The 26,144-nt window shown below is 72.0% G+C and carries 26 protein-coding genes; 13 read left to right on the top strand and 13 right to left on the bottom strand.

Annotated features, from left to right (window positions below; genetic code table 11):
• Positions 1 to 52 precede the first annotated feature (52 nt).
• On the top strand, positions 53 to 2,065 hold the full coding sequence (locus tag SROS_RS17310; protein ID WP_012890244.1) for a hypothetical protein: 2,013 nt from the start codon (positions 53 to 55) through the stop codon (positions 2,063 to 2,065).
• Between the two features lie 82 nt (positions 2,066 to 2,147).
• Positions 2,148 to 2,651, top strand: coding sequence for a DinB family protein (locus SROS_RS17305; RefSeq protein WP_012890243.1), 504 nt, complete (start codon positions 2,148 to 2,150; stop codon positions 2,649 to 2,651).
• Between the two features lie 273 nt (positions 2,652 to 2,924).
• Here the strand turns inward: SROS_RS17305 and SROS_RS17300 are convergent, their stop codons facing one another.
• The gene (locus SROS_RS17300; RefSeq protein ID WP_012890242.1) at positions 2,925 to 3,245 is read right to left on the bottom strand and encodes a DUF6204 family protein; all 321 of its coding nucleotides are present in this window, start codon (positions 3,243 to 3,245) and stop codon (positions 2,925 to 2,927) included.
• Entirely contained in the window at positions 3,233 to 3,886 is a 654-nt protein-coding gene (locus tag SROS_RS17295) for a TetR/AcrR family transcriptional regulator (RefSeq protein ID WP_012890241.1), read from the bottom strand. Before SROS_RS17295 ends, SROS_RS17300 begins: the two co-directional genes overlap by 13 nt.
• A 253-nt stretch (positions 3,887 to 4,139) precedes the next feature.
• Between SROS_RS17295 and SROS_RS49610 the strand changes: the two genes are divergently transcribed.
• Positions 4,140 to 4,394, top strand: coding sequence for a hypothetical protein (locus SROS_RS49610; protein WP_148269109.1), 255 nt, complete (start codon positions 4,140 to 4,142; stop codon positions 4,392 to 4,394).
• Between the two features lie 59 nt (positions 4,395 to 4,453).
• Here the strand turns inward: SROS_RS49610 and SROS_RS17285 are convergent, their stop codons facing one another.
• Together SROS_RS17285 and SROS_RS17280 are read right to left on the bottom strand one after the other, a co-directional pair.
• Positions 4,454 to 5,047 (bottom strand): phosphoribosylanthranilate isomerase, encoded by a 594-nt coding sequence (locus SROS_RS17285; protein ID WP_043652211.1) that lies wholly within the window; start codon positions 5,045 to 5,047, stop codon positions 4,454 to 4,456.
• 38 nt (positions 5,048 to 5,085) lie between these two features.
• Complete coding sequence (locus SROS_RS17280) at positions 5,086 to 5,916, bottom strand: PIG-L family deacetylase (protein WP_012890238.1); 831 nt, start codon at positions 5,914 to 5,916, stop codon at positions 5,086 to 5,088.
• A 193-nt stretch (positions 5,917 to 6,109) separates the two neighbouring features.
• On the opposite strand from SROS_RS17280, the gene SROS_RS17275 reads away from it, so the two are divergent.
• The gene (locus tag SROS_RS17275) at positions 6,110 to 6,451 is read left to right on the top strand and encodes an ArsR/SmtB family transcription factor (protein ID WP_043652208.1); all 342 of its coding nucleotides are present in this window, start codon (positions 6,110 to 6,112) and stop codon (positions 6,449 to 6,451) included.
• A gap of 186 nt (positions 6,452 to 6,637) precedes the next feature.
• Here SROS_RS17275 and SROS_RS17270 read toward each other — a convergent pair whose 3' ends face one another.
• Entirely contained in the window at positions 6,638 to 9,631 is a 2,994-nt protein-coding gene (locus tag SROS_RS17270) for a chitinase C-terminal domain-containing protein (protein ID WP_012890236.1), read from the bottom strand.
• A gap of 433 nt (positions 9,632 to 10,064) precedes the next feature.
• On the opposite strand from SROS_RS17270, the gene SROS_RS17265 reads away from it, so the two are divergent.
• The gene (locus SROS_RS17265; protein WP_012890235.1) at positions 10,065 to 11,030 is read left to right on the top strand and encodes a polysaccharide deacetylase family protein; all 966 of its coding nucleotides are present in this window, start codon (positions 10,065 to 10,067) and stop codon (positions 11,028 to 11,030) included.
• Positions 11,031 to 11,171: 141 nt separating this feature from the next.
• On the opposite strand, the gene SROS_RS17260 is transcribed toward SROS_RS17265, so the two are convergent.
• The 5 genes from SROS_RS17260 to SROS_RS17240 form a co-directional block, all read right to left on the bottom strand.
• The gene (locus SROS_RS17260; RefSeq protein WP_012890234.1) at positions 11,172 to 11,939 is read right to left on the bottom strand and encodes a helical backbone metal receptor; all 768 of its coding nucleotides are present in this window, start codon (positions 11,937 to 11,939) and stop codon (positions 11,172 to 11,174) included.
• Complete coding sequence (gene icmF, locus SROS_RS17255; RefSeq protein ID WP_012890233.1) at positions 11,936 to 15,157, bottom strand: fused isobutyryl-CoA mutase/GTPase IcmF; 3,222 nt, start codon at positions 15,155 to 15,157, stop codon at positions 11,936 to 11,938. Before icmF ends, SROS_RS17260 begins: the two co-directional genes overlap by 4 nt.
• Before the next feature lie 111 nt (positions 15,158 to 15,268).
• Positions 15,269 to 15,526 (bottom strand): hypothetical protein, encoded by a 258-nt coding sequence (locus SROS_RS17250; RefSeq protein WP_012890232.1) that lies wholly within the window; start codon positions 15,524 to 15,526, stop codon positions 15,269 to 15,271.
• Positions 15,523 to 15,858: an ArsR/SmtB family transcription factor gene (locus SROS_RS17245; RefSeq protein WP_043655883.1), complete on the bottom strand. Its 336-nt coding sequence runs from the start codon at positions 15,856 to 15,858 to the stop codon at positions 15,523 to 15,525. Before SROS_RS17245 ends, SROS_RS17250 begins: the two co-directional genes overlap by 4 nt.
• A gap of 2 nt (positions 15,859 to 15,860) precedes the next feature.
• A complete protein-coding gene (locus SROS_RS17240) occupies positions 15,861 to 16,055 on the bottom strand; it encodes a hypothetical protein (protein WP_043652203.1) in 195 nt (64 codons plus the stop codon).
• Positions 16,056 to 16,356: 301 nt separating this feature from the next.
• On the opposite strand from SROS_RS17240, the gene SROS_RS47440 reads away from it, so the two are divergent.
• Entirely contained in the window at positions 16,357 to 16,524 is a 168-nt protein-coding gene (locus SROS_RS47440; RefSeq protein ID WP_012890230.1) for a DUF3073 domain-containing protein, read from the top strand.
• A gap of 238 nt (positions 16,525 to 16,762) precedes the next feature.
• Here the strand turns inward: SROS_RS47440 and SROS_RS17235 are convergent, their stop codons facing one another.
• Both SROS_RS17235 and SROS_RS17230 read right to left on the bottom strand, forming a co-directional pair.
• Complete coding sequence (locus SROS_RS17235; RefSeq protein WP_012890229.1) at positions 16,763 to 18,775, bottom strand: DUF4132 domain-containing protein; 2,013 nt, start codon at positions 18,773 to 18,775, stop codon at positions 16,763 to 16,765.
• 61 nt (positions 18,776 to 18,836) lie between these two features.
• Positions 18,837 to 19,961, bottom strand: coding sequence for a TetR/AcrR family transcriptional regulator (locus tag SROS_RS17230; RefSeq protein WP_012890228.1), 1,125 nt, complete (start codon positions 19,959 to 19,961; stop codon positions 18,837 to 18,839).
• A gap of 211 nt (positions 19,962 to 20,172) precedes the next feature.
• On the opposite strand from SROS_RS17230, the gene SROS_RS17225 reads away from it, so the two are divergent.
• Together SROS_RS17225 and clpX are read left to right on the top strand one after the other, a co-directional pair.
• Positions 20,173 to 20,469, top strand: coding sequence for a cytochrome P450 (locus SROS_RS17225; protein WP_043652200.1), 297 nt, complete (start codon positions 20,173 to 20,175; stop codon positions 20,467 to 20,469).
• Positions 20,470 to 20,533: 64 nt separating this feature from the next.
• The gene (clpX, locus tag SROS_RS17220; RefSeq protein WP_012890226.1) at positions 20,534 to 21,829 is read left to right on the top strand and encodes an ATP-dependent Clp protease ATP-binding subunit ClpX; all 1,296 of its coding nucleotides are present in this window, start codon (positions 20,534 to 20,536) and stop codon (positions 21,827 to 21,829) included.
• A 34-nt stretch (positions 21,830 to 21,863) separates the two neighbouring features.
• On the opposite strand, the gene pcaD is transcribed toward clpX, so the two are convergent.
• Positions 21,864 to 22,619 carry a 3-oxoadipate enol-lactonase gene (pcaD, locus tag SROS_RS17215; RefSeq protein WP_012890225.1) on the bottom strand — a complete coding sequence of 252 codons (756 nt, stop codon included), beginning with the start codon at positions 22,617 to 22,619 and terminating at the stop codon, positions 21,864 to 21,866.
• A gap of 185 nt (positions 22,620 to 22,804) precedes the next feature.
• Between pcaD and SROS_RS17210 the strand changes: the two genes are divergently transcribed.
• From SROS_RS17210 to SROS_RS17190, 5 genes are all read left to right on the top strand, one after another.
• The gene (locus SROS_RS17210) at positions 22,805 to 23,536 is read left to right on the top strand and encodes an IclR family transcriptional regulator (RefSeq protein ID WP_148269106.1); all 732 of its coding nucleotides are present in this window, start codon (positions 22,805 to 22,807) and stop codon (positions 23,534 to 23,536) included.
• A gap of 141 nt (positions 23,537 to 23,677) precedes the next feature.
• A complete protein-coding gene (locus SROS_RS17205) occupies positions 23,678 to 24,139 on the top strand; it encodes a helix-turn-helix domain-containing protein (RefSeq protein ID WP_218919860.1) in 462 nt (153 codons plus the stop codon).
• A gap of 80 nt (positions 24,140 to 24,219) precedes the next feature.
• A complete protein-coding gene (locus tag SROS_RS17200) occupies positions 24,220 to 24,912 on the top strand; it encodes a formylglycine-generating enzyme family protein (protein ID WP_012890221.1) in 693 nt (230 codons plus the stop codon).
• A gap of 216 nt (positions 24,913 to 25,128) precedes the next feature.
• Entirely contained in the window at positions 25,129 to 25,596 is a 468-nt protein-coding gene (locus SROS_RS17195) for a MarR family winged helix-turn-helix transcriptional regulator (protein WP_012890220.1), read from the top strand.
• A 146-nt stretch (positions 25,597 to 25,742) separates the two neighbouring features.
• A complete protein-coding gene (locus tag SROS_RS17190; protein ID WP_012890219.1) occupies positions 25,743 to 26,108 on the top strand; it encodes a hypothetical protein in 366 nt (121 codons plus the stop codon).
• The last annotated feature ends 36 nt before the right edge of the window (positions 26,109 to 26,144 follow it).

The raw sequence follows: 26,144 nt of genomic DNA, 5'->3' as shown, positions 1-26,144 counted from the left end.
CGGACCACGCGCGGATGGGTGTTGCAGTTGCTGTGCCTAGAGAGGCGATGCGGTGTTGGAGGGTGTGGACGAGGTGCCGTGGGTGCGGCTCGGCTACGGGTTCGGCGGGCCGGATTCGGTGCCCGGCCTGCTGCGGGAGATCGCGGCGGCGCCGCCGGGCACGCAGGTGCTGTCGCCGGTGTGGCGGCTGCGGCATGGGCTGTTCAGCGGCTACGCGCCCTCCGAGGTGTTCGGCGCGGCCCCGTACCTGGTGCCGTACCTGTTGGAGGTGACCGGCATCGCGCGGCAGCCCCATCGGGAGCTGGTGGTGGACCTGATGGCCGACATCGCGGACGCTCAGCCGTACCGTGACTCCTTCCGTGATCCCGCTGCCGGGCCCGAGCCCGACCACGCGGCGCTGGCGCGAGCGGCCATGGTCGGCCGCGTCGACGCGCTCGTGCAGTTGCTGGACGATGTCTCCCCGAACGTCGTGGTGGCGGCGGCACGCCTGCTGGCCTGCCTACCCGAGGCCGCGCCGAGAAGTCTGCCCGCGTTACGCGCGCGGGCCGACAAGGCGCGGACCGACCAGAGAGTGCGGCCGGCGGGCGACACCGGAGCGGTGGCCTGCGTGCTGGCCGTGGCGTGGCTGGCGGCGGCCGATCACACGCACTGGTTCGCCGGCCTGCTCGATACCACCGCCGCGCAGCGTGATCTGCGCGCCGCCGCCGCGGCGGGGCTCGTGCTGGCCGACCCCGCAGCAGAACCGGGCGGCGACGCGATGATCAGGCTGATGGCCGGCGCACAAGCCGACTCCGGTTCGGCGCTTCAGCGCATCCGATGGCACGGTGACGGCGTCACGCCCATCGGTTCGGCTCTGCTGCGTGCCGAGCACTGGCAGCGGGCGGTGGCCCGGGACCTGCTGGCCCGTCCCGGGCAGCAGGACATCGACCAGGCCCTCCACAGTGCGCGGGAGGCGATCTGGTACTGGCGGGCCGCACCGGCCGAGTTGCTGCCGATGGTCGCCGATCGGGTGCGTGACCTGGTGTCGGCCGCACCGTCATCACGGCGCAGGCGCAGGCTCGGGCAGCAGGACCCGCTGGTGAGCGCGGTCGAGCTGATCGCCGACTCCGGGCAGGGCGCCGCGGCGCACGCCGACCTGCTGGCCGCGATGCTGACCGGAGATCCCGCCGAGCCGTGGCCGGAGGTGGCCGCACCAGCGGTGGAAGGGCTGGCCCGGCTCGGTGACGGCCGCTGCGTCCCCTGGCTTGCCGCCGCACTTCTCGACGAGTACGGCCACGTCAAGCATCTCAACATCGGAGACATGATTCCGGCCATGGTGGCGCACGCAGACGCCCTGATGCCCGCCCTGCGCACCTTTCTCGGCCCCTCGCAGCGGTACGGCGACACCAGGAGTGTCGGCTGCATGGACGCGCTGGTCTCGTGGGGAGCGGCGGCGGCGCCTTTGGTGCCGGCGATCGCCGCCCGCCTGCCCGGGGTGTACCTGTCTGTCGCGCTGCCGCTGTTCGGGGCGATCGGTCCGGCCGCCGCCGACGTCGAGACGCGGGTGCGTGCCCTGCTCGATGATGACCACCACGGGCACGAGGCGGCCTGGGCGCTGTGGCGGATCACCGGCGAGCCGGGGCAGGCGCCGGCACTGCTTGCCGAACACCTCGCACATCATGGCGGCCATGCGGCGTGCGAGGTCGCCCCGATGCTCGAACAGCTCGGTCCCGCCGCCGAGATCGCCGTCCCGGTGCTGCGCGAGCACTTCCACGACGCTGAACATGGCCACCTGTACGACCGGGTGGCGATCGCGCGAGCGCTATGGGCGATCACCGGTGAGACGGCAGGGCTGGTCACACCGCTGCTGAACGCCATCGCGGCCAGGCCGCTGCCCGGTCGGGGACATCGGCGGCCCGCCTCCGAACTGCTCGCGGTCCAGGCCCTGGGCATGATGGGCCCGGCGACGGCCGCAGCCGTGGCGGCGCTGGAAGCCATCGCACACGGCCGGGCCCGCGTGACAGATCGCGGCGTCTGGGCCGACGAGCTCTACCGGCATGTCGCCCAGCACGCTCTCCGAGCCTGAAAGCTGGGCGTGACGGTCGTATCGTGTCGTTCCGCGGCCACGGATCCGAGACGGTATTTCGCGGGTGGGAAAATTGTGCGCCATGACTGACAACCGTGTTCCCCCTCCCTTCCTCGGCGACGAGCGTGCCACCCTGAACAACTGGCTCGATTGGCATCGTGAGACCCTGGCCGTCAAGTGCGCGGGGCTCTCAGAGGAGCAACTTCGCCAACGTTCCACACCGCCGTCGACCTTGTCGCTGCTCGGCCTGGTCCGCCACATGGCACACGTGGAGCGCGTCTGGTTCCGCCGCGTGCTGAACGACGAGGACGTCCCCCTTCTCTACAAGACCGCCGACCCCGATGCCGAATTCAACGACGTGGACACCGCCTCCCCAGAGGAGGCTTTCGCCACCTGGCGGGCCGAGACCGAGCATGCCCGCAAGCTCTCGGCCGAGGTGCCGCTGGACGCCATCGGAAAGCAGCAGCGCCATGGGCAGGACTGCTCCCACCGCTGGATCCTCGTCCACATGATCGAGGAGTACGCCCGGCACAACGGCCACGCCGACCTGCTGCGCGAGCGGATCGACGGCGTCACCGGCGAATAGCCCGATCCCCGCCGTGATCACGCACAGGTTCATGTCCGGCGGCCGCGGCGACGGTCTCCAGGGGGGCGTCGACGACTGCATGCCGCGTCGCCGGCACCCCGGCTCGCTGAGCGCGATGCCGCCCACTCCCCCATGCGTCCCTGCTCGGCCCCACTCGTGTGCACCCCGTACTCTTTCCGATCGGTCAGCGGCGGCGCGGCGTGTAGGGGGCCAGCGCGGCGATGTCCACATCCGCGTCGGGCCATGCTCACCCGTCTCCGTGCCGGGAAACGATCAACCCGCATCCGGGAAGCGATCTTTCTCGCCCCGGCCCTTTCGGCGGATCTTGATGTCGCGCATGTCCGTCACCGCGGTGCGAAGGATCCGGTACCGCTGGCCGTACGCGTCCAGTGCCGCGATCGCCCGCCCCGTGGCCTCGTTCTCGCCGTCGCCGGGGTCCGCGGGGAGCTGGCAGCGGAAGGTGAACGCCGAGAGGCTCCCGTCGTGGGTGAACGTGCCCGCCTCGGTGAATGCGACGCCGCCCGCCGCGAGGATCGCGTCGCGGCCGGAGTCGGTCAGCGCGTCGAACTTGCCGGAGATGATCACTCTGAACATGGCTGGTCCTTTCGTACGGCATAGGTGAGGACGCGTTCGCCGAGCAGGCTCTCGACGGCGTCGAGGAGCTCCAGCACCGCCTCGGCGATCGCGTCGGGACTCTCCCCCGCCGCGGTGCGCCTGCCGATCTCGGCGTACACCAGCGAGTGCACGCAGCCGAGATGCCAGGCCACCACGCGAGGGAGCGGGTCGTCCGGCGCCGCCCCGGTCTCCTCGGCGAGCGCGTCGGCGAGCGCCTCGGTCATCTGCCGGCCGAGGTCACCCAGCCGGGCGGTGAGCGTGGGTGCGGCCTGCATCATCTCCAGAACCCGGCCGAACCCCTCGGTCAGCCCCACCTTGCGGTCGCGGCGCCGCACCTCGTCACGCAGACGGGCCAGCACGGCCTGTACGGCGGGCTCGCCGGGGGACCGGCCCCGCACGATATCGGCGAGCCGCTGCGGCGACGCCTCGTCCGGTGGCAGGACGAGGTCCTCCTTGGCTTCGAAGTAGTTGTAAACGGTGTTCACGGACACCTCCGCCGCCGCGGCGACCTCGGCGATCGTGACGTGCTCGAAGCCCCGCTCCACGAACAGTCCGGTGGCCACCCGGGAGATGCGCTGCCGCGTCTGCCGCTTCTTCCGTTCTCGCAGCCCTTCGGTCATGGCCGGAACCCTAACTCAACCCCAAATATGAAGTCCATTGCAATTTTGGAGCGCAGTACATTTTTATCTGCGGCACGTCCCCACCAGCCATCCGCCCCCGGGGCCTCACCGGACGTTCCAGCTCGGCGAATCGGGCGAGCGCGCCGACGGCCAGGCAGCGCGGCAGCACGGCTCGGTCTTGCCCGAGCCGGCGGGGAGTCGGTGGATCATATTGATGCCGGTTCCGGTAGCCGACAACGCATGGGACTCTTACATGAGATCGACGAGCTTCCGCCTCATTGCCGCGCTGGCCGTAGCTGCCGCCATGATCTCAGCCTGTGGCACCGGAGGATCTCCACAGACTTCGGCCGCGATCGACACCCGGCCGACCGGGGCGGTGCACGGCATGGACACGTCGGTGCTCCGGACAGCGCAATTCGACTATGACCACAAGGGATCTCCCGAAGAACTGGTGAAGTCCAGGGATCACGAGAGCATCGTCATCGGAAGTGTCGAGGGCGTCGAGTGATCGGACAACGCACCAGCGCTCACGGCGCCGGGCGGTCCGTCCGGTGGTGACCGGCGGAGTCACCGATCCGTGCGGGCGGCGGTGACGAAGTCCCTGATGAGCCCGGCGTCCTTCACCCCGGGCGCGACCTCCACCCCGCTCGACACGTCGACCCCCCACGGCTGGGCGGCGGCGATCGCCCCGGCCACGTTCGACGGGTCCAGGCCTCCCGCCAGCATCCAGCGGCCCGCAGGGCGCCCTCGCACCGCCGCCCAGTCCCACGGCTCCCCCGAGCCGGGCCTGGGCGCGTCGACGATGAGCAGGTCCTCGTCGAAGGCGCCGCAGCGCAGGTCGGCACCCGCGGCCCCGGCGCGGACCAGCGTGAGGCCGAGGTCCTTCAGCGCGGTGAAGTCCTCGTGCGGGTGGGCGCCGTGCAACTGGACGGCGCGCACCCCGGCCTCCAGGGTGGCCGCCCGGACCTCCTCGGTGCTCTCGCCCGCGAACACCGCCACGGTCAGCACGTGCGGGGGCACCGCCGCGGCCAGCTCACGCGCCCGCGCGGGGGTGACCCGCCGGGGGCTCCTGGTGAGGACGAACCCGATCGCGTCGGCCCCCGCCTCGACGGCCGCCGCCACATGCTCGGGCTCGCGCAGCCCGCAGATCTTCACATACACCCCCCGCACAGTAGCGGCGGAGGGCCGGGCCGCCTCTGTCATTCGGCGGCGTCCCGGCGCAGGCCGTCGAAGAGGTCGTCCTCGCGGTCGGCGGCGGGGACGCGGCTGAGGTGGCGGGTGAAGGCCTCCTCGGCGAGCGCCCGGTGCTGCGCCTCGGCGGGCATGCGCAGCAGGAAGATGTTCTCCCCCTGGCTCGCGTGCGCCTCCAGCGCCTTGAGCTTGCGCTCGACGTAGGGGGCCACGTCGACCACGGCGGTGATCTGCTCGTCCGGGGTGCCGAAGTCCGGGGGGAGCTCCAGGTCCTCGGGGGCGGCGCCGGTCGAGCGGAGGTAGGCGAACAGCTCGGCGACCCGCTCGCGGGGCACCGCGGTGTAGTAGAGCTTGCTGGGGATGCCGCCGGCCTCGACCGCGGCGAGGGTGATCCGGTGCGCCTGGATGTGGTCGGGGTGGCCGTAGCCGCCGTTCTCGTCATAGGTGACGACGACCTGCGGCCGGTAGCGCTCCATCAACGCGGCGAGCCGCCCGGCGGCCTGGTCGACGGGGACGTTGGCGAAGGCCTCCGGCGCCTCGTTGGCCGCCCAGCCGACCATGCCGGAGTCGCGGTAGCCGAGCAGCTCCAGGTGGTCGATCGCGAGGTGGGCCACGGATTCGCGGAGCTCCTCCAGCCGCTGCGCGCTCACCGCGTCCTCGTCGTGGCCCGGCTCCCCCGGTTTCACCCCGCCGGGACCGTCACCCTGCTCGCCGTTCGTGCAGGTGACCAGGACCGTGCGGATGCCCTCGTCGGCGCACCGGGCGAAGAGGCCGCCCGTCCCGAGCACCTCGTCGTCGGGATGGGCGTGGACGGCCATCAGTGTCAGCTCGTCATCCATGGATATCGCAACCCCTCCGTAGTAGAGGGCCATACGGCCCCGCCCACTCTACGGCGACCGGAGGGCGGCCGGAATCGGCGGGCGCGACACCTGCCGGGCCCGCGCGCGACCACCACCCCCGAGGCGGCGACCGCGCTCCGGTGCCGGTCGCGTCCGGCGGGGGCAGACGGCCCGGCGCGGGTAGAATGCCGCGGTGAGCAGGCCGTTGTACCAGCTGAAGGCCGAGTTCTTCAAGACACTCGGGCATCCGTCGCGCATCCGGGTGCTGGAGTTGCTCAGCGAGCGGGAGCACTCGGTCGCGGAGATGCTTCCCGAGGTGGGCATCGAGCCGGCGCATCTGTCTCAGCAGCTCGCTCTGCTGCGGCGGGCCAACCTGGTGGTCTCCCGCAAGGAGGGCTCCAGCGTCTACTACTCGCTCGCCAGTCCCGACATCGCCGAGCTGCTGGCCACGGCCCGGTCGATCCTCACAGGCGTGCTCTCGGGGCAGGCCGAACTCCTGGAGGACCTCAGGGGCTCGGCCCGCAACGGCGGGTGAGCGTCCCGGCCCGCGGCGGCCGTACGGCGGGGCGCCGGCCGCCGGGCGTGCCCGGCAGGGGGCAGGATCCCGAGGCCGGCGTCGAGGCCGCCACCGCGGGGCCGGAGCCCCTCGGGAGCGCGGGCGTGGAGCCGGACGCACTCCGCCCGGCCGGGGAACGGCCGGGCGGAACGCGCCGCGGGGAGGTCAGCGCGGGTTGTCGAAGGCCATCCGGTAGGACTGGCCGCCGAACGTCACGGTGAAGTTGGACGGGCTGGCGATGGGCAGGTCGTAGCGGAGCTGGACCTCCTTGGACTGCCCGGGGGCGATGCTCTCCCAGGTCGGGACCGTCAGCCGGACCCGGTGGAAGTCACCCTTGAGGCCGCCGGTGTTCGGCCCGGTATGGCCGGTGGACACGATGGAGAGCGTCCAGCCGGTCTGCTGGGTCATGGTCGCCGGCGCGGAGGTGCCGTAGTCGAACTCGATCGTGGCACCGCCGGGGATGGTGGTCGTGGAGTTGTTGGTGAACTTGAGCTTGGGCGAGATCGGGTAGTTGGCGTCACCGACCGCGAAGCCGTACAGCTCGGCCTGGACGTTCAGGGTCTGGGCGGGCATCGCCCTGGTGCCGGCCTTCAGGTTCCCGTACGGCGCGGCCGTCCTGAAGGTGTTGTAGATCTTCGTGGTGAGCGTGTCGCCGATGAAGTACTCGCCCCTGCCTCCGTCGCGCCCCGGGTGGTAGGCGTAGTCGCCGGCCAGCTCCCAGATCATGATGCCACCGAGGCCTTTGCCGACCACGTAGTCGGCCTTGGCCTGGACGGACTGGTCGTCCTCGGTGGACAGGTAGACCTTCTTGTCGTTGTTCCACAGCCAGGGGGCGGCCATGGAGGAGGAGTACTTGCGGGTGTATGTGCCGGAGAGGCGGTCGGCCGGGTCGGTGTCGGGGGTGAGCCCGTACTGGGTGATGTAGCTGCCCTGCCTGCCCTCCTGCAGGTTCTTGAAGTGCCAGACCGGGTTGACGCCCGCGGGCACCTCCTTGCCTGTTTTATCCAGGTCGTGCCAGAGGTTGTCGATGCCGATCGCGCCGTCGCCGCACGGCACCGTGGAGCCGATCTTTCCTCCGGTGCCCTCCGGGCAGTCGTTCTGGTTGGGCAGCGCGGAGGTTCCCCAGAGCCCGTCGGTGCCACCGGTGACGCCCTTCCAGCCGCGGCTGTAGTAGCCGAGGCCCAGGTTGATCCGGCCGGACTGGATCGCGCCGCGCAGGTGGTGGTAGGCCCAGTCGCCGTTCAGGTAGCCGATGCCGCTGTAGGTGCCGTACACGTTCCAGTGCTTCATCTCGGCGTCGGTGCCGTCGTCGTACAGCGCCTGCAGCGGGCCGACGAACTGGTTCCACGCCCCGTGCAGGTCGTAGGTCATCATGTTGGCGTAGTCGAGGTACGGGGTGACCTGGTAGCTCTCGCTGCCGCGCAGGATCCAGCCGGACGCGCTGGTGGCGGCGGTCAGCAGGTAGTACTTGCCGTCGGCCGCGGCGGCCGCGTCCAGCTTCTGGCGCAGCGTCCTCATCAGGTTGACGTAGCCGGCCATCAGCGTGGCGCGGCGCGGGTTGGAGAAGGCGAAGTCGTCCGGGTTGCCGGCGCTCGGGGCGGACGTCGCGTACTCGTAGTCGATGTCCACGCCGTCGAAGCCGTAATCCCTGATGAACTTCACGGCCGAGTCGGCGAAGGTGTTGATGCCCGCCTGCGAGCCCGCCATCGTGTAGAAGCCGCCGGTGGCCTGCCGTACGCCGTTGTCGTCGAGGTAGCCGCCGGTCTCGGCCCAGCCGCCGATCGACAGGATCGTCTTGACGCCGGGGTGCTGCTTCTTGAACTTGTTGAGCAGGTTGAAATGGCCCTTGTACGAGTACGACGGGTCCATCTCGGCTCCGGCGACGCCCGGCCACTGCATGCCGAGGGCGGGGTTGTCCGGTCCCGGGGTGCCGACGGAGACCTTGCCCTGGCCGTCGATGTGCGCGAAGGCGTAGTTGATGTGGGTGATCTTGTCCCACGGGATGTCGTTCGCCAGGTAGGCGGGGGCGCCGTTCCGACCGGTCCGCCAGCTCGTGAAGTATCCGATCACCCGGCGCGGGTGGTCGGCGCCCATCTTCTCGCGCCCGTCGGTGTCGTAGACGGAGCAGTAGGGGACCCCGGTCACGCCGGGCGACCGGTAGAGCCCGTCGGGCCGGCAGGCCGACTGGTCGGTGGGCTGCCTGTCGGTCCGGACGGTGACCGTCCCGGAGAAGGCCGACCGGTTGCCCGCCCCGTCCCCGGCGCGGACCTTGAAGGTGTACTCGGTGTCCTCGGTGAGGCCGCCGACCGTCGTGGTGGTGCCCGGCGGGGTCCCGGTCACCGTGGTGGCGAGCGTGTCGCCGTTGTGGACCTCGTAGGAGGTGACAACCCGGTTGTCGGTCGACGCTCCCCACTGCAGCGTCACGCCGGTGGCCGACTTGCCGGTGACGACCGGCGTGCCCGGCGTGGTCGGCGCCTCGGTGTCCGGGGTCGGGTCCTTGAGCGTGCGCACGGTCGTCGCCGGGGAGGACGCCGATTCCTGGTTCGCGCTGTCCCTCGCCTTGACGGTGAAGGTGTACTCGGTGTCGGCCGCGAGGCCGTCCACCGTGGCCGCGCTGGTCGTGACCGACCTGACCTTGGCGCCGCCCTGGTAGACGTCGTACCCGGCGACCTGCTTGTCGTCGGTGGAGGCGGTCCAGGTCAGGGCCACGCTGGTGATGTCCGGGGTCGCGACGGGCCTGCCCGGCGCGGTCGGCGGGGTGTCCGGCGGGGGCCCGCCCTCGCAGGGGTTGCCGTTGATCTTGCAGTTGGCGGGCGGGGTGCTCGGTCCCATCCCGACGAACCCGAAGCTGTTGCCGCCGGTGGTGCCGCCCGCGGGCACGTTGGCGTTGGTGCTCGACGGCCTCACGGTCACGTGGCCGCCGCTCACGGTCGGCGTGCCGTTCCACCAGTTGCCGATGGACTGGCCGGAGTTGAGGTCGAATTCGAGGGTCCAGGTGGTGGCGGCGGTGTCACCGGTGTTCTTCACCTCGTAACCGCCCTGCCACCACGTGCCGCGGTCGGCGGCGGTGAACTTGGCGGACAGCGACGCCGCGGCATGCGCGACCGGTGTGCCGACCGTGGTCATGCCCACCGTGGCGGCCGCGCAGACGACCGCCACGGCGACTGCTCTCCATGAACGGGGACGGGACATCGTGTTTCCTCTCTGGAGGATCAAATGAGGCGTGGGGTCCCCCGGTGATCTGTACGCGTGCGCGACCTTCCTCGGAAACGGTCGAAGCCGCCCGTCAAGGAAGCAACAAACAAGAAACCTTCCTATTTAATTCGGGAAGTTACGCTCGCCGACATGGGCCGTCAACCCTTGGCTTCCGTTTTGTTCCGCCGCCCCGCCAGGGGCCCGCTCCCCCGTCCCACGCAGGGGCGGAGCGGGTGGAGGCCGGGCCGCACGCCCCTCCCGCCCCCCTCCGGGAAGTCGGCGGCACCGGCCGGTGCACCTTCGGCGGGAATCGCCGGGCCTGTTCTCCCGGCGGCCCGCATGGTAAAGAAGGTTTTCAATAAGGTGCCTCGATCTCCCCCCGTCGAAAGGCTCCGCCATGCGACTGAGCGCGCGTCTCCTCGGCTTGATCACCGTCCTGGCGGTCGCGGTGACCATCGGCGGTCCCGCCCACGCCGACCGGCCCGCCGGCGGGATCGCCCGCCCAAGCGTGCCCGCCGGCGGAGCCGTCCACTCCGGTGGACCTACCGGCTCCGGTGGACCTACCGACGAGATCATCCCCGTCGGTGGGCCCACCGGCGAGATCGTCTACGCCACCCGGGGCGCCGGCCGGCTCGCCGCCCTCACCTTCGACGACGGCCCCTCCCCCGGCTGGACGCCCGCGCTCCTCGACCTGCTGCGCGACCGGCAGATCCGCGCCACGTTCTGCCTGCTCGGCAGCCAGGCCCAGGCCCGGCCCGACCTGGTGCGCCGCATCGTCGCCGACGGGCACGCGGTGTGCAACCACACCTTCGGGCACGACTCCGTCGCCGGCTGGACGCCCGAGGCGATCCGCGCCGACCTGACCGCCACCAACGAGGCGATCCGTACGGCGGCCGGCGACCCCGGCCTGCCCATCAGGTACTTCCGGGCGCCGTACGGCGCCTGGGGCGCCTCCCCGCAGGTCGCGGCCTCCCTGGGCATGACGGCCCTGGCCTGGACGATGGATCCGGCCGACTGGGACGGCTCCCCGGCGGATGTGATCGCCCAGCGCCTGGACGCGCAGCTCCACCCGACGGCCGTGGCGCTGTCCCACGACGGCGGCGGCGACCGCGCGCCCACCCTGGACGCCTACCGGCAGGTGCTCCCCCGGTGGCAGCGGGCCGGGTGGGGCTTCGACCTGCCCGCGGTGACCGGCGGACCGTATCCGCCGGCGTGCACCGCACCGGCCTGGCACGCGCACGACGTCTACACCCGGGGCGACCGGGTGTCGCGCGACGGGCGCCTGTACCAGACCCGCTGGTGGACCCGGCTGGAGGACCCGCTCACCGCCCGGTGGGTCTGGGCGGACCTGGGTGCCTGCTGAGACCCGGCGACCGGCGCGCGTGGCGGCGGACCGCCCCGGAAACGGCGTCGCCGGGCGCCCCCGCGGGTGCTGCCCACCACGTCGGCGCCGACCTGCGCGAGGCGATGCGGCGGTCCGTGGAGCGGCCCCCGCGGCCCCGGTTCAGCCGCCCCTGACCGTACGGCGCAGCTGGGCCGACAGCACCGCGGGAGCTTCGACGAGCGAGGGGCCGTACCACGTCAGGAAGCGCCCGTCGAGCAGGGCCGCGTCGACGCCGGGAAAGCTCTCGGGGCCGTCCTCCGCGGTGAAGCGGTACGGCTCGTCCGGCAGCACCACGAGATCCGGCCCGGCCTCCCTCAGCCGGTCGATCGGGATCTTCGGATACCGCTCGGGATGGCCGGCGTAGAGGTTCTCGACGCCCAGCCGGGCCAGCACGTCACCGGTGAAGGTCTCCCCGCCGACGACCATCCACGGCCGGCGCCACACCGGGATGACCGCCCGGCACCACCGCTCGCGGGTCTCCTGCCGCCACGCGTCCTCCGCCTCGTCCAGCCAGGCCGGGCGGGGCAGGCGGCAGGCCTCGGTGAGAACGCGGTCCAGCGACACCAGCGCCTCCCGCACGGTACGGATCACCGTCACCCAGACCGGGAGGCCGGAGGCCCGGAGCGCGTCGAGGTCGGCGGCGCGGTTCTCCTCGAAGTTGGCCAGCACGACGTCGGGACGGAGCGATCCGATCCGCTCCAGGTCCGGGTTCTTGGTGCCCCGGACCCTGGTGACGTCGAGGCCGGCGGGATGGCTGCACCAGTCGGTGGCTCCCACCAGCAACCCGGGCGAGGTCGCCGCGACGGTCTCGGTGAGCGAGGGGACGAGGGAGACGACGCGGCGCACCCGCGCGGGGACCGGCACCGTGGCGCCGGTGTCGTCCCTCATACGTTGCGGCGGTACTGGCCGCCGGCCTCGAACAGCGCCTCGGTGATCTGGCCGAGGGAGCAGACGCGGGCGGCGTCCATCAGCACCGCGAAGGCGTTCTCGTCCGACATCGCCGCCCGGCGGAGCCGCTGCAGCGCCTGCGGGGCCTGCTCGGCGTGCGCCTCCTGGAAGCCACGCAGCCGGTCGAGCTGGGACCGCTTCTCCTCCTCGGTGCCGCGGGCCAGCTCCAGCGGGCCGCGCTGGGCCTCGCCGCGCGGGTTGCGGAAGGTGTTGACGCCGATGATCGGCAGGGAGCCGTCGTGCTTTCGGGTCTCGTACAGCATCGACTCGTCCTGGATGCGCCCGCGCTGGTAGCCGGTCTCCATCGCGCCCAGCACGCCGCCCCGGTCGGAGATGCGCTCGAACTCCCTGAGCACGGCCTCCTCGACCAGGTCGGTGAGCTCGTCGACGATGAACGAGCCCTGCAGCGGGTTCTCGTTCACGGCCAGGCCCCACTCCCGGTTGATGATGAGCTGGATGGCCATGGCCCGCCGTACCGAGTCGGGGGACGGGGTGGTGACGGCCTCGTCGAAGGCGTTGGTGTGCAGGCTGTTGCAGTTGTCGTAGATCGCGGTCAGCGCCTGCAGCGTGGTGCGGATGTCGTTGAAGTCCATCTCCTGGGCGTGCAGCGACCGGCCGGAGGTCTGGATGTGGTACTTCAGCTTCTGCGCCCGCTCGGCGGCGCCGTACCGCTCCTTCAGCGCCACCGCCCAGATGCGGCGGGCCACCCGCCCGAGCACGCTGTACTCGGGGTCCATGCCGTTGGAGAAGAAGAACGACAGGTTGGGCGCGAAGTCGTCGATCTTCATGCCGCGGGCCAGGTAGGCCTCGACGTAGGTGAAGCCGTTGGCCAGGGTGAAGGCGAGCTGGCTGATCGGGTTCGCCCCGGCCTCGGCGATGTGGTAGCCGGAGATCGACACCGAGTAGAAGTTGCGCACCCCGTTGGCGATGAACCACTCCTGGATGTCGGCCATCATCCGCAGTGAGAACTCGGTGGAGAAGATGCAGGTGTTCTGGCCCTGGTCCTCCTTGAGGATGTCGGCCTGCACGGTGCCGCGCACGGTGGCCAGCGTCCGGGCGCGCAGCAGCGCGGCCTCGTCGGGCGCGGGCTCGCGGCCGTGCTCGTCGCGGAAGCGGCCGAGCGCCTGGTCGAGGGCGGCGTTGAGGAAGAAGGCCAGGATGGTGGGCGCGGGACCGTTGATGGTCATGGAGACCGAGGTGTTGGGCGCGGAGAGGTCGAAGCCGTCATACAGCGTCTTCATGTCGTCGAGCGTGGCGATCGACACCCCTGACGTGCCGACCTTGCCGTAGATGTCGGGCCGGAGCGCGGGGTCGTTGCCGTAGAGCGTGACCGAGTCGAACGCGGTGGACAGCCGGGTCGCCGGCTGGCCCTCCGACAGCAGCTTGAAGCGCCGGTTGGTGCGGAACGGGTCGCCCTCTCCGGCGAACATCCTGGTCGGGTCCTCGTCGTCCCGCTTGAAGGGGAACACCCCGGCGGTGAACGGGAAGGAGCCCGGCAGGTTCTCCGCGCGCAGGAAGCGCAGCAGGTCGCCGTGGTCGGACAGGCGCGGCAGCGCGACGCGCGGGATCCGGTTCCCCGACAGCGTCGGGCGCCACAGCGGGGTCCGCAGCTCCCTGTCGCGGACCTTCACCACCAGCTCGTCGGCCTGGTAGGCGTCCGCGGTGGCGCTCCACCCCTCCAGAAGCGCCCGGCTGTCCGGATCCACCTCTGCGGCGGCGCGGTCGAGGAGCAGGTCCACGGTGGCGGTGTCGGCGCCCTCGGCGGCGACGAGCTCGCGGACGGCGGCCAGTCTCTGGTGGCGGCGCACCGCCTCCGCCTGGTCGCCGGTGTGGGCGTGGTAGCCGCGTACGGTGTCGGCGATCTCGGCCAGGTAGCGGGACCGGGCCGGCGGCACGATGCCGGCGGTGACCTCGGAGGTGGTGCCGTGCACCTCCGGGAGCAGCCGCGGGGTCGCGGGCAGCCCGTGCTCGCCGAGCAGGTCCCTGAGCCGCTGGTAGAGCGCGGTCACGCCCGCGTCGTTGAACCGCGAGGCGATCGTGCCGTAGACGGGCATCTCCTCGGGCGGGACCCCGAACGCCTCCCGGTTGCGCACCATCTGGCGGCGCACGTCGCGCAGCGCGTCCTCCGCCCCCCGGCGCTCGTACTTGTTGATCGCCACCACGTCCGCGAAGTCGAGCATGTCGATCTTCTCAAGCTGGGACGCCGCACCGAACTCCGGTGTCATGACGTACAGCGACACGTCGGCGAACGGCACGATCGCCGCGTCGCCCTGCCCGATGCCCGGGGTCTCCACGATCACCAGGTCGTGGCCCGCCACCTGGCAGGCCGCGATCACGTCACCGAGGTGCGCGGGCAGCTCCTGCGCCCCACGGGTGGCCAGGGACCGGAAGTAGGCGCCGCCGCCGGCCAGGCTGTTCATCCTGATCCGGTCGCCCAGCAGCGCTCCCCCTCCCCTGCGCCGGGTCGGGTCGACCGCGATGACGGCCACGCGCAGCTTGTCCTCGGAGTCGATCCTGATCCGGCGCAGCAGCTCGTCGGTGAGCGAGGACTTGCCCGAGCCGCCCGTGCCGGTGATGCCCAGGACCGGGACCCCGCGCCCGGCCGCCGCGCTCCGCAGCGCCTGCAGCCATGCGGCGTCCGCGACGCCGGACTCCACCGTCGTGATCGCGCGGGCCAGCGCCCGGTGGTCTCCCGTGACCACCTCGGCGAGCGGGGGCGGGCCGCCCGCGGCCAGGTCCACGTCGCACGCCTCGACGACCTTGTTGATCATCCCGGCCAGCCCGAGCCGCTGCCCGTCCTCCGGGGAGAAGACCCCGGCGACGCCGTGGGCGTGCAGCGTGTCGATCTCCTCCCGCACGATCACCCCGCCGCCCCCGCCGTAGACCTTGACGTGGCCGGCGCCGCGCTCGCGCAGCAGGTCCACGAGGTAGGTGAAGAACTCGACGTGGCCGCCCTGGTAGGAGCTGATCGCCACGCCCTGCACGTCCTCCTGGATCGCGGCGGTGACGATCTCGTCGACGGAGCGGTTGTGGCCCAGGTGGATGACCTCGGCCCCCTGGGCCTGCAGGATCCGCCGCATGATGTTGATGGCCGCGTCGTGTCCGTCGAACAGCGCCGCCGCTGTGACGACGCGGACCGGATGGGCGGGAACGTGCACGGGGACTCCTTCGACCGACAGCCGAGTACGCCTCCGCAAAATTACTAGGAAGCCCTAGCAAATACTAGGACATCCTAGTATTTCCCTCGACGGCGGTCCCCGCCGGCGCGTTCAGTTGAGGTCCAGCGCCATGACGATGGCCAGGCCGACGACATGGATCAGCACGACGGTCACGATGAGGAAGACGAACACGAACTTCGCGGGTCCGTGCTCGAACTGCCTGCCCTCCTTCAGCGCGGGCCTCTCCGCCTGGCGGTCGGCTATCCGCTCCTCAAGAGTCTTCCTGCTCCGCCGGGCCACGGCGGTCCCCGGGTCGGACGGACGGTCGTCCGCGTCCCGGTGCGGCGCGCCGCCGGGAGCCGCGCTCACCCGCGGGCCTCCGCCCGCAGCTCGGCCAGCAACTCCCCCTGGCCGGCCAGCAGCTCGGCCAGGATCCGGCGAGCGGCGACCATCAGATCGGCCACGTCGGCGGTGGACAGGGCGTACACGACGGTGGGGCCCTCCCGGGTGGCGGTCACGATCCCGGTACGGCGCAGCACCGCCAGCTGCTGGGACAGGCTGGACGCCTCGACGTCGATCGCGGACAGAAGGTCACGGACGGGCAGGGGGCCGTCCTGCAGCAGTTCGAGCACCCGGATGCGGACCGGATGGCCGAGCGTGCGGAAGAACTCGGCCTTGGCCTGGTACAGGGGCACCGTCACCGTCACCCTGTTCCGGCGGCGGGCCCGCCGCCCGCGTATCGCACGTCGATGCCGTGCCGGTCGGCGATCCGCAGCAGGTTCTCCAGCCGGCCGCCCAGGACCTCGACGGCGTGGTGGTCAAAGGCCTGCCGCATGACCCGCAGTTCGGCGTCGACCTCGTCGACGCGCGCCCGTAGCTCCGCCGCGAACTCGCTCATGCCCCCACTCCCGGTAGATCAGACCAATCCCGGCACCTGGACAGTGAGCGCATGACACTCATGATGTGGCAAGTTGCATAATTGTTCAAATCATAAGGTTTCTAGGTACGATGCCGGCAGTGATATCTTCTCGGACGTCACCCGGCAGACTCGGATCCCGGGCCAGACCAGGCCGGCGCGGAGCGGGGATGCGCCGGGTGCGACGAGCAAGAGCTGGCCTAGGATGTCAAGCTGCGTCAGTCGGTAATACGACAGTGACGAAAGGTCGAGCGCGACCTGCGTGCGTAGAGGGAGTACAGCCATGGGGCGGGGTCGAGCCAAGGCGAAGCAGACGAAGGTGGCTCGCGAGCTGAAGTACGGCACTCATGACATCGATCTTGAGCGGCTGCGTCAGGAGCTCGGCTCCGGTGATGAGCCCGTGGCGGAGGTCGAGGCCGACGACCCCGCCGACGGCCCGGTCGGCAGGTAGGCCCGGAAACCGGCGGGCGCGGGCCGGCGGAAGACCGCCGGGCCGCGCCCCGGGCGGCGTCATCGACGCAGCCGCGCTTCTCCCGGGCGGATCCGCCGCAGGGCCGTCTCATCGGTGATCTCACGGTCGGCGACAGCCGTGCGGGGCAACGCGTCGCGGCGGCCTCGGCCGAGGGCGGCAGTTCGCCGGACGACGCCTCGCGCCGGTGGTCCCGACAGAGCTCCTCCTGCCGGTCGGCTCATTCGGGGACGGCGGCGACCGTGACGAACAGGTCCACATCCCGCATGCCCTCGCTGAACACCGGCGGCGGCACCCGGGCCAGCTCGGTCCCGCGCCAGGAGCGCCCGTCGCGGCGCTCGAAACGGACCTGGCCGATGACCGCCCGCGTCACCTCGTACCTCTCGCCGGCACCCGCCGTCTCGTAGCCGAACCGGACCCGCCAGGCGCCCTCGGCCAGCTCCTTCGCCGCCTCGGCGCCGTGGCCGCCGCCGAAGGACCCCAGCAGGCCCGTCCGCCAGCCGCGCTCCTTGAGCAGCGCGTACAGCCGGGGATCGTCGACAATGCGGGCGGCGAACCGGTCGGAGTGGACCCGGGTCTCCTCCTCGGCGGGAGTGATCAGGTAGACCTCGCGGAAGGCCTGCTTGAACGGCTGGCGCAGCCGCCGCTCCGTCACCTCCTCCCGCCAGGCCGTCACCTCCGCCGGGCGGGCACGCGCGGGATGCCACAGCCGGAGCGTGGCATCCGGTACGGCCCCGCCGGACAGGTGGCCCTCCCCTCCGGCCTCCCAGATCAGCGCGCGCGTGACCGCGCCGGTGATCGGGTGGTCCCGGTAGTGGCGGGCCCATTCCTCGTACGTCCACGTCCGGTCGGCGGTGAGCAGCCCCTCCAGTCGCGCGCGCTCGGCGGACAGCGTCCGGCGGATCTCCTTCCGCACGGCCTTGAGCGCCCGGAGGTCGCCGCTCTCCCCGAGCTCGGCGGGCACGGCGCGGACCGTGGTGCCGTCCGGAGCCCGGAAGCCGAGCCGTACGGTCATCGCGTCCTCGACGGCGAGCACGGCGGTCCAGTCGCCGATCGTGCGGGTGAGCGTCCCGTCGGGGGCGAGCCCGTGATCGGGGACGCCGCGTTCGAGCAGCTGCCCGGGAGTGATCCCCTGCCGGCCGGCGGCGGCGTCGAGCGCGGTGCCGACCTGCCTGCGCAGTGCCCGATGCCGGATCGACCGCTGCAGCCGCCACAGGGCCGTCATGGCGTCCGGGCCCTCGCAGTCACCAAGCGCGTTGATCGCGGCCCCCGCCAGCTTCAGGTCCTCCCTCACCCCCGGACGGACCCCGCCCGCCCGCAGGGCGAGCTCCGTCAGCGCCGGGACGAGGCCGCCGGTCCGCAGCAGGACGGCGGCCCAGACGAATCCCCGGGCCGCGTCCACGTTGGAGTCCAGGACGATCGGCCGCAGGTCTCCTCCGCTGGGATCGCCCCCTCCGGAGACGTGGTCGAAGGCGGCGAGCGCCACCCGCACGAGCTCCCCGGCGTCGGCGGGCCGGAGCAGTTCCAAACATCGCGCGCGCCACTTCTTCGCGGGCCGCGGGCCGCGGACCTCACAGAGGTGGTCGACGAGCCGCACCAGGTGCGGCGGCGGCATGTCGCCGAGGTGGCCGCGCAGGATCACCGCCCACCCGTCCAGCGGGATGAGCACCGACGGCGACAGCTCGCCGGGGTCCCTCCGCAGGACCTCCCCGATCGCACGCTCCAGCTCACGTCGCCTGACGACCTCGATGCCGCTGTCGGCCACGGCCCACATCAGCGACGTGATCGGCTCCCGCAGCACCGCCTGTTCCCCGGCGTCGAACCCCAGCGCGAGCTCCGTCACCCGCGACAGCCACACGTCGTCCCAGTAGCAGAGTTCCCGTGACCGCACGACGGTGAGCAGCGCGGCCAGCTCCACCGCGGTCCACCCCTTCGAACCGGACAGGGCGAGGTCGAGCTCCTCGGAGTAACCGCTCAGCGAGGGGCGCGCGAGGCAGATCGCCGCGGCCCGCCGCGCGGCGCCGGACTCCCGGGACAGCCGCCTCACCATGTCCGCCCGGACCCGCCTGGCCTGACGGCTCGTCCTCCCGCCGTGCCCCTCCTCCCACCCGGCCAGGCGGGCCCCCGGATTCGAACGGCTCTCCAGCTCGCGTTCCCGGGCGACCGCATCGAGGAGCCAGCCCGCTGAGACGGAGGCGGCCGCGATCACCTCGTCCACGGTGAATTCATGCATGGCGGGATCATGCCGGAACAGACCGACATAACTCACCGCCGCGGGGCCACGGTCGGGCCGGCTACCTGTGCTGTCTCGTCGGCGACGGCTGGGGCCGGGCGGCCGGCGCGGCCCCGCCGGCCGACGCGGCCGCGTGGCAGGCGCCGCGGCCGTCGGCTCGGGCGACGATCCGGCCCGCCTCGACGCGGACGGCGACCTCGGTCCCGTCGCTGACGGCGGGCACACCCGCCGCCGCGGCGAGGGTGCCGGACTCGTCGTAGACCACCTGCAGGCGCGGCCAGGCCGCCGGGGGGAAGGCCTGGCGCAGGCAGTTGCAGAGGTCGGCGATGGCCAGCCGTGCCAGCGGCGCCAGCTCGCCGGGGTCACCGGTGACCAGGACGGCGGTGACCGTGGCCCCGGGCGCCGCGGTCCGTACCGCCTCCTCCGCGGCCTCAAGCCGGTGCAGCCCGAGGACCGCCACCACGCCGTCGCCCGCGAGCCGCGCCGGGCCGCCACGGATGACGTCCACGGCGGGCGGCGGGGACCACGGCTCGTCGGCAGGCCGGGCCTGCGGGATGTACGGAACGTGCGGGGGCTGCCACACGTCGCCCAGATCGAGGTCCACGAGCTGCTCGCAGATGCCGACGACGTTGAAGGGCTCGATGAAGCCGGGCGCGGCGGCGGCCATCTGGCTCGCGCCGTGCAGGGTCGTGAGCGCGGCCTCGGCCACGCACACCATGCGGCCGGTGGAGGTCGCCGGCGGGCGCAGCCACTCCAGGGCCAGTCCGAGCAGGATCGCGTCGAGCTTCATCAGCTGCGTGAACGGCCGCCGGGTCCGTTCGTCGACGATGACCTCGGACATCAGGTCCATGCCGAGCCGGGCGGGGCCGTGCTGCCCGTCGGTGGCGAGGGGGAGCCGGGCGACCCAGGCGCGGGCGAACGCGCTGAGCGCCTCCCGGGCGGTGCGGTCCGGCACCGGGTGCGGCGGCTCGGGTGCGCGCTCGGCGAGGTCGGCCAGGACGGCGAAGTAGAGAGCCCGCTTGCCGGGGAAGTTGGAGTAGACAGCGCCGCGGGTGAGCTCGGCGCGCTCGGCGATGCCGTCGATCTTGGCGTCGCGGAAGCCGCGCTCGGTGAACTCCTCCAGGGCCGCGGCAAGCACCTTGGCGCGGTTGCGTTCCTGCAGCTCCGCCCGGTTGAGCCGGCCCATTGTCCTCCTCGTCGCGGCGTTGCCCGTCCGTCCCGATCCACGATACTCGGACCCGTGCATATGATGAGACCATCTGATTAGAGCATTCGAAATCTGGAGCATGCATGACCGACGTCGGAGCGGATGCGAGCGGCGTTCCCGAGATCGACCTGGCCGACGCCGAGGTGCTGCGCGACCCCGCCGCCCGCGAGAGGACGTCGGGACGCACGGCGTGCTGATCCCCGAGGGCGCACCCGTCACCGCCGCCATCGTCTCCGCCGGCCGCGACCCGCGCCTGTTCGCCGACCCCGGACGGCCGGACATCGGCCGCGCGGCAGGAGCGCCGGGACATCTCGGATATGCTCACGGGCCACACTTCTGTCCCGGGGCCGCGCCGGCCCGGGCACAGACCGAGGTCGCGCTCGCCGCACTGCTGGGCCGCCTCCCCGGTCTGGCGCTCGCCGGCGCCCCGGGGCGCGCCCCCGACCCGGGCACGTGGCGCCTGGCGGCACTGCCCGCCACCCTCTGACACCCGGGCCCGACCCGGCCCTTCCGCGTTCCGGTCCGCACAACCGTTGAGAAGAGGTTTCCGAGTGGCACGCATCGGTAAAGGCGACCCGCTGACGTGTTCTTTCTGCGGGAAGAGCCAGAAGCAGGTCCGCAAGCTCATCGCGGGCCCAGCCGGCGTCTACATCTGCGATGAGTGCGTCGAGCTCTGCAACGAGCTCATCGAGGAGGAGCTCAACGGATCCCCCGAGGACGGGCCGCGGGATCTGCCGAAGCCACGGGAGATCTACGAGTTCCTGGAGCAGTACGTCGTCGGGCAGGAAAGCGCCAAGAAGACACTCTCGGTGGCGGTCTACAACCACTACAAGCGCATCCGGCCGGGAGCCGCCGGGAACGGGCGGCCCCCCGCGGAGAAGGAGCCGGTCGAGCTCGGCAAGTCCAACATCCTGCTGATCGGCCCGACCGGGTGTGGCAAGACCTACCTCGCCCAGACGCTCGCCCGGATGCTCGACGTCCCGTTCGCGATCGCCGACGCCACCGCGCTCACCGAGGCCGGCTACGTCGGGGAGGACGTCGAGAACATCCTGCTCAAGCTGCTCCAGGCCGCGGACTACGACGTCAAGAAGGCCGAGACCGGCATCGTCTACATCGACGAGATCGACAAGGTGGCCCGGAAGGGCGAGAACCCGTCGATCACCCGCGACGTCTCCGGCGAGGGTGTCCAGCAGGCGCTGCTGAAGATCTTGGAGGGTACGGTCGCGAGCGTGCCGCCGCAGGGCGGCCGCAAGCACCCGCACCAGGACTTCATCCAGATCGACACGGGCAACGTGCTGTTCATCGTCGGCGGCGCGTTCGCCGGCCTGGAGCAGATCATCGAGCAGCGGGCCGGCCGCAGGGGCGCCGGGTTCGGCGCCGCGATCCCCGCCCGGGAGGAGCAGGAGAAGCAGGACGCCTTCGCCGAGGTCATGCCCGAGGACCTGCTGAAGTTCGGGCTGATCCCGGAACTGGTCGGCCGGCTCCCGGTGCTGTCGACCTTCCAGCCGCTGGACCGGACGGCGCTGGTGCGGATCCTCACCGAGCCGCGCAACGCGCTGATCAAGCAGTACCAGAAGCTCTTCGAGATCGACGGCGTCGAGCTGGAGTTCGCCGAGGGCGCCGTCGGCGCGATCGCCGAACAGGCGCTGCTCCGCCGTACCGGCGCCCGGGCGACCCGCGCGGTCCTCGAAGAGGTCCTGCTCAACGTGATGTACGAGGTGCCGAGCCGGGACGACGTGGCCCGCGTGGTGGTCAGCCGCGACACCGTGCTCGACAACGTCAACCCGACCCTCGTCCCGCGCGAGCAGCCCGACCGCAGATGGGAGCGTCCCGAGAAGTCCGCCTGAGGCGGCCTGCGCCGCTCACGTGACCGGTGACGGCTCAGCCGGTCCCCCAGGTCGACCGGAGATGGCCGGTGAGGGCGTCGGTGACGGCGCCCGGCCGCTCGACGCCGGCCAGGTGCGCCGCCCCCGGCACCACGACGAGCCCGGCGCCAGGGATGCCCCGGGCCAGCACCTCGGCGTGCTCGGGCGGCGTCGCGGGATCGTCGGCCCCGGCGATGACCAGCGCCGGAGCCCGCACCTCGCCCAGCCGGCCGCGGAGGTCGAAGCCCGCGAGGGCCTCGCAGCACGCGGCGTACCCTTCGGGGTCGGTGCCGCGCAGCATGGCCAGGTACGGCTCCGCCCCCGGGAACCCGGGGGTGAACCAGCGGCCCGCCGCCGTCCCGGCCACCGGCCCCATGCCCTCGCGGCGGACCAGGGCGGCCCGCTCGCGCCAGCCGCCGGGAGGGCCGAAACGGGCGGAGGTGCAGCACAGCACCAGGCTGCCGATCCGGTCCGGCGCGTTGACGGCCAGCGTCGTCCCGACGGCCCCGCCGAGCGAGACACCCGCGTACGCCACCGCGCCGAGGCCGTGACGGTCCAGCAGCGCCAGCACCTCCGCCGCCAGGTCTTCCATGGTGATGCCCGACCTCGCCGGGGAGCCACCGTGACCGGGCAGGTCGTAGCGGAGCACCCGCCAGGAGCCGGTGAGAGCGGGCAGCTGCGGAGCCCACAGGTCGAGGGTCGTCCCCAGCGAGGGGCCGAGGACCACGACGGGCGCGTCCCGCGGCCCGTCGAACCGGTGGTGCAGGCTCATCCGTTCCTCCTCGATCCCACTCTGATCCTCCCCTGTCGCGGTCCGCGGGCCCGGTCCCGGTGGTCCGGGCGTGAGTCCGCATGGGGTGAGCATCCCTGGCGCACACGGCGCAGGTGTAGCCTTCGCTTCCACTGGGTGGAAGGGGTGGGCGGATGGCCGGCGGCTCGCGCGATCCGGGACGGTCGGTGACCTCCCGCGTCCTGGCCATCCTCGGCGCCTTCGACACCGGCCACCCGCGCCTCACCCTGACCGACATCGCCCGGCGCAGCGGGCTGGCCCTGAGCACCGTCCACCGGCTGGTCGCCGAGCTCGAGGACTGGCAGGCGCTCAGCCGCACCCCGGACGGCCGCTTCCACGTCGGACTGCGGCTGTGGGAGCTCGGCCAGCTCGCCGCCAACCGGCTGCAGGAGGTGGCCCACCCCTGGCTGCAGGAGCTGTTCGCCAGCACCGGCGAGAACGTCCACCTGGCCATCCGCGACGGCCTTGAGGTCCTCTACGTCGACAAGGTGTACGGCCGGCGGGCCGTGCCCATCCTCTCCCGGGCCGGCAGCCGCCTGCCCATGCATCCCACCGGCGTCGGCAAGGCGCTCCTCGCCTCCGAGGCCGACTGGTTCATCACCTCCTACCTGTCGCGCACCCTGGAGAGGCCCACCCCGCACACCATCACCGAACCCGGCAGGCTGGCCCGCGAGCTCAGGCAGGTCCACGCCCGGGGGTACGCGACCACCCACGAGGAGATGACGCTCGGCTCCTGCTCGGCGGCCGCGCCCGTCGTCGTGGACGGCCGCGCCGTCGCGGCGCTGGGGATCGTCGTCTCCTCCCACCGCGCCCGGGAGCTGCAACGCCTGGTCGACCCGCTCATGGCCGTGGCCGCCCAGATCTCCCACGCCTACAAGGCCGAGATCGTCCGGGACTGAAGCCGCCACGAGAAGTGACGGCGGCCCGGCGGCCGCTGCCGGTTCCCTTCACCTCGGCCAAGGGCGGGCGTGCCGGACGAGACCTCCGGAAAGTGCGGCAAACTTCCCTATCACTCCCTTTTGTGGCTAAGTTAGGGACTGATGAGGGAAGAAATGTACTCGGTCGAGCAGGTGGCCGACCGGCTCGGCCTGCACGTGCGCACCGTGCGCGGCTACATCCGCGCCGGACGGCTCAAGGCGGTACGGATCGGCAAGCAGTACCGGATCGCCCGCGACGACCTGGAGGCGCTGACCGGCCGGCCGCAGCCGGCACCGGCCCGATCCGCCGGCGTCGCACCGATGGAGGTGTCGAGCATCGTGCAGATCGACGGCATCGACCGGGCCTCGGCCGACCGGCTGAGCACGCTCGTCCTGGCCGGGGCGAACACCTCCCGCGACCCCGCGCGACCGCTGCGCATCCAGACCGTCCACGACGAGGACCGTGCCCGCATGAAGATCGTGATACTGGGCGGCGCCGCCGCCACCGCCGACGTGCTGCGCCTCCTCGAGGCCATACTCGACGGCGGCAGCGATCTGCTCGCCGGGGAGGCCGGCGGTGCCTGACGTGATGCGGGAGCGGGCCGGAGTGCCGGCGCCGATGTACGGCCCGGCCGGGCCGCGGGTCGTGCAGGGAAGGACCTGCGATGAGCCCTGAATCGACGCCGCGTCGGGCGACCCCCGAACGCATGGTCGAGATCCCCGCCGGGAAGATCATCTTGCGGGACGAGGGCACGGCGACGAACTGGAAGGCCGAGGTCGGGGCCTTCCGGCTGGCGCCGTACCCCGTGACCCGCGAGCTGTACCGCGCCGTCCGGGGCGAGGCGCCCGCGAGCCCGGCGGGGCCGCGGACGCCGGTGACCGAGGTCTCCTGGAAGGAGGCCGTCCTGTTCTGCAACCTGCTCTCGCAGGCGACGGGGTTCGAACCCTGCTACTCGATGGGCGAGGACCCCGACGGGCAGGACGTGGTCTGCGACTGGGAGGCCGACGGCTATCGCCTCCCGTCCGAGGCGGAGTGGGAGTACGCGTGCAGGGCCGGGACCTCCGGCGTCCGCTACGGAGAGCTGGACGAGATCGCCTGGTACCGCGAGAACTCCGGCGGTGAGGTGCACGACGTCGCGACCAGGGCGCCGAACGCGTGGGGCCTCCACGACATGATCGGCAACGTGTGGGAGTGGTGCTGGGATGTCTACGACCCCAAGGTCTACGGCCCGTACCGCGTGTTCCGTGGCGGTGGCGCGCACGATCAGCCCCGAGGATGCCGGGCGTCGTGCCGCCGCAAGAGCCACCCGACCTTCCGCGTCGACGACCTCGGGTTCCGGCTCGCCCGGTCACTGTGAGGCGGGGGGAAAGATGTTGCGGCTCGCCCGGTCACTGTGAAGCGGGGGGAAAGATGTTGCGGCTCGCCCGGTCGCTCTGAGGGGGGAAGACCGGGCGGGCCGGGCCGGCGGCCCGGCCTCTCGGCGACCCTCTCGTCCCGGCCCGACATGGGACCATGACCTCCGCGGAGACAGGATGTCCCGCCCTGCCAGGGAAGCCATTTTGGAGATCATGACATGTCAACCGGTGAGGGCCTGACCGTCGACGAGGGGATCCGGACGCTCCTGATGCTCATGCCACGCCTGGTCGGGCGTGCCAAGCGCATCCCCATCCCCGAGCCGCTCCAGTCGCTCGACCTGGCGCCGCGGCACCTGTCGCTGCTGGCCTACCTGCTCTTCGACGGCCCGCTGAGCGTCAACGAACTGGCCGGCCGGCTTGAGGTCGCCCCGACGACGGTGAGCCTGATGGTCGGCGAGCTGAGCCGTAAGGGCGTCGTGGACCGGCACGAGGACGACGCCGACCGCCGCCGCACCATCGTGAGCATCGCCGAGGCCAACCGGGCCTCGGTCGACGCCTGGCTCGCCAGAGGGGCCCGGGCATGGCGGAAGGCCCTCGAACCGCTGACGCACGAGCAGCGGGAGATGTTCGTCGAGACCCTCCGGACGTACGAGCGTGAGGCCGCCGCCGAGTACGACGGCGCCTGAGCGGCGCGACCCGGTCCGCGCCCGGTGGCAGGAAGCTGCCACCGGGGGGGAACTTGCTGACTCCGATCCGCCTGTTCCACGGGCCGCGAAAGGCGCAGAGTTGGTTGTACCGGAAGAGAACAACCACTCAAGAAAAGAGAAAAGAAATGAAGAACTCCACCGCCTCCCAGATCAGCTTCAACGTCACCGCCAAGTTCTCGGCCGCGATTGTTTCGACCGTCATCGGATTCACCGCCCTCATCGGCGGCCAGGCCGTCACGGCAGCGGCGGGCACCACGTGGGACTCGGCCACCGCGGTCATGGCGGGCACCACCTGGGACTCCACCGACGGCACCACCTGGGACTCGGCCTCGGTGCTCGCTGCGGGCACCACCTGGGACGCCGCCGGCACCGACGGCACCACCTGGGACTCCACGGACGGCACCACCTGGGACTCGGCCGGCACCGACGGCACCACGTGGGACTCCACCGACGGCACCACCTGGGACTCCGCGGCCACGACCACGCTCTGAAAAACCCCGGAAAACCAGCTCCGGAACAAATGAGAT

Source organism: Streptosporangium roseum DSM 43021 (assembly GCF_000024865.1).
Taxonomy (GTDB): domain Bacteria; phylum Actinomycetota; class Actinomycetes; order Streptosporangiales; family Streptosporangiaceae; genus Streptosporangium; species Streptosporangium roseum.
The sequence above is the reverse complement of the archived record's forward strand: the minus strand, read 5'-3'. Positions and strand labels throughout refer to the sequence as shown.

What these genes read in the sequence shown, in the direction of transcription:
- SROS_RS17300 (WP_012890242.1), bottom strand. Translation starts at nt 3,245, where the DNA reads ATGTTCAGAGTGATCATCTCCGGCAAGTTCGACGCGCTGACCGACTCC.
- SROS_RS17280 (WP_012890238.1), bottom strand. Translation starts at nt 5,916, where the DNA reads ATGGATGACGAGCTGACACTGATGGCCGTCCACGCCCATCCCGACGAC.
- SROS_RS17265 (WP_012890235.1), top strand. Translation starts at nt 10,065, where the DNA reads ATGCGACTGAGCGCGCGTCTCCTCGGCTTGATCACCGTCCTGGCGGTC.
- SROS_RS17205 (WP_218919860.1), top strand. Translation starts at nt 23,678, where the DNA reads ATGAGGGAAGAAATGTACTCGGTCGAGCAGGTGGCCGACCGGCTCGGC.
- SROS_RS17190 (WP_012890219.1), top strand. Translation starts at nt 25,743, where the DNA reads ATGAAGAACTCCACCGCCTCCCAGATCAGCTTCAACGTCACCGCCAAG.
- SROS_RS17200 (WP_012890221.1), top strand. Translation starts at nt 24,220, where the DNA reads ATGAGCCCTGAATCGACGCCGCGTCGGGCGACCCCCGAACGCATGGTC.
- SROS_RS49610 (WP_148269109.1), top strand. Translation starts at nt 4,140, where the DNA reads ATGAGATCGACGAGCTTCCGCCTCATTGCCGCGCTGGCCGTAGCTGCC.
- pcaD (WP_012890225.1), bottom strand. Translation starts at nt 22,619, where the DNA reads ATGAGCCTGCACCACCGGTTCGACGGGCCGCGGGACGCGCCCGTCGTG.
- SROS_RS17235 (WP_012890229.1), bottom strand. Translation starts at nt 18,775, where the DNA reads ATGCATGAATTCACCGTGGACGAGGTGATCGCGGCCGCCTCCGTCTCA.
- SROS_RS47440 (WP_012890230.1), top strand. Translation starts at nt 16,357, where the DNA reads ATGGGGCGGGGTCGAGCCAAGGCGAAGCAGACGAAGGTGGCTCGCGAG.
- SROS_RS17295 (WP_012890241.1), bottom strand. Translation starts at nt 3,886, where the DNA reads ATGACCGAAGGGCTGCGAGAACGGAAGAAGCGGCAGACGCGGCAGCGC.
- SROS_RS17260 (WP_012890234.1), bottom strand. Translation starts at nt 11,939, where the DNA reads ATGAGGGACGACACCGGCGCCACGGTGCCGGTCCCCGCGCGGGTGCGC.
- SROS_RS17195 (WP_012890220.1), top strand. Translation starts at nt 25,129, where the DNA reads ATGTCAACCGGTGAGGGCCTGACCGTCGACGAGGGGATCCGGACGCTC.
- SROS_RS17305 (WP_012890243.1), top strand. Translation starts at nt 2,148, where the DNA reads ATGACTGACAACCGTGTTCCCCCTCCCTTCCTCGGCGACGAGCGTGCC.
- SROS_RS17230 (WP_012890228.1), bottom strand. Translation starts at nt 19,961, where the DNA reads ATGGGCCGGCTCAACCGGGCGGAGCTGCAGGAACGCAACCGCGCCAAG.
- SROS_RS17240 (WP_043652203.1), bottom strand. Translation starts at nt 16,055, where the DNA reads ATGAGCGAGTTCGCGGCGGAGCTACGGGCGCGCGTCGACGAGGTCGAC.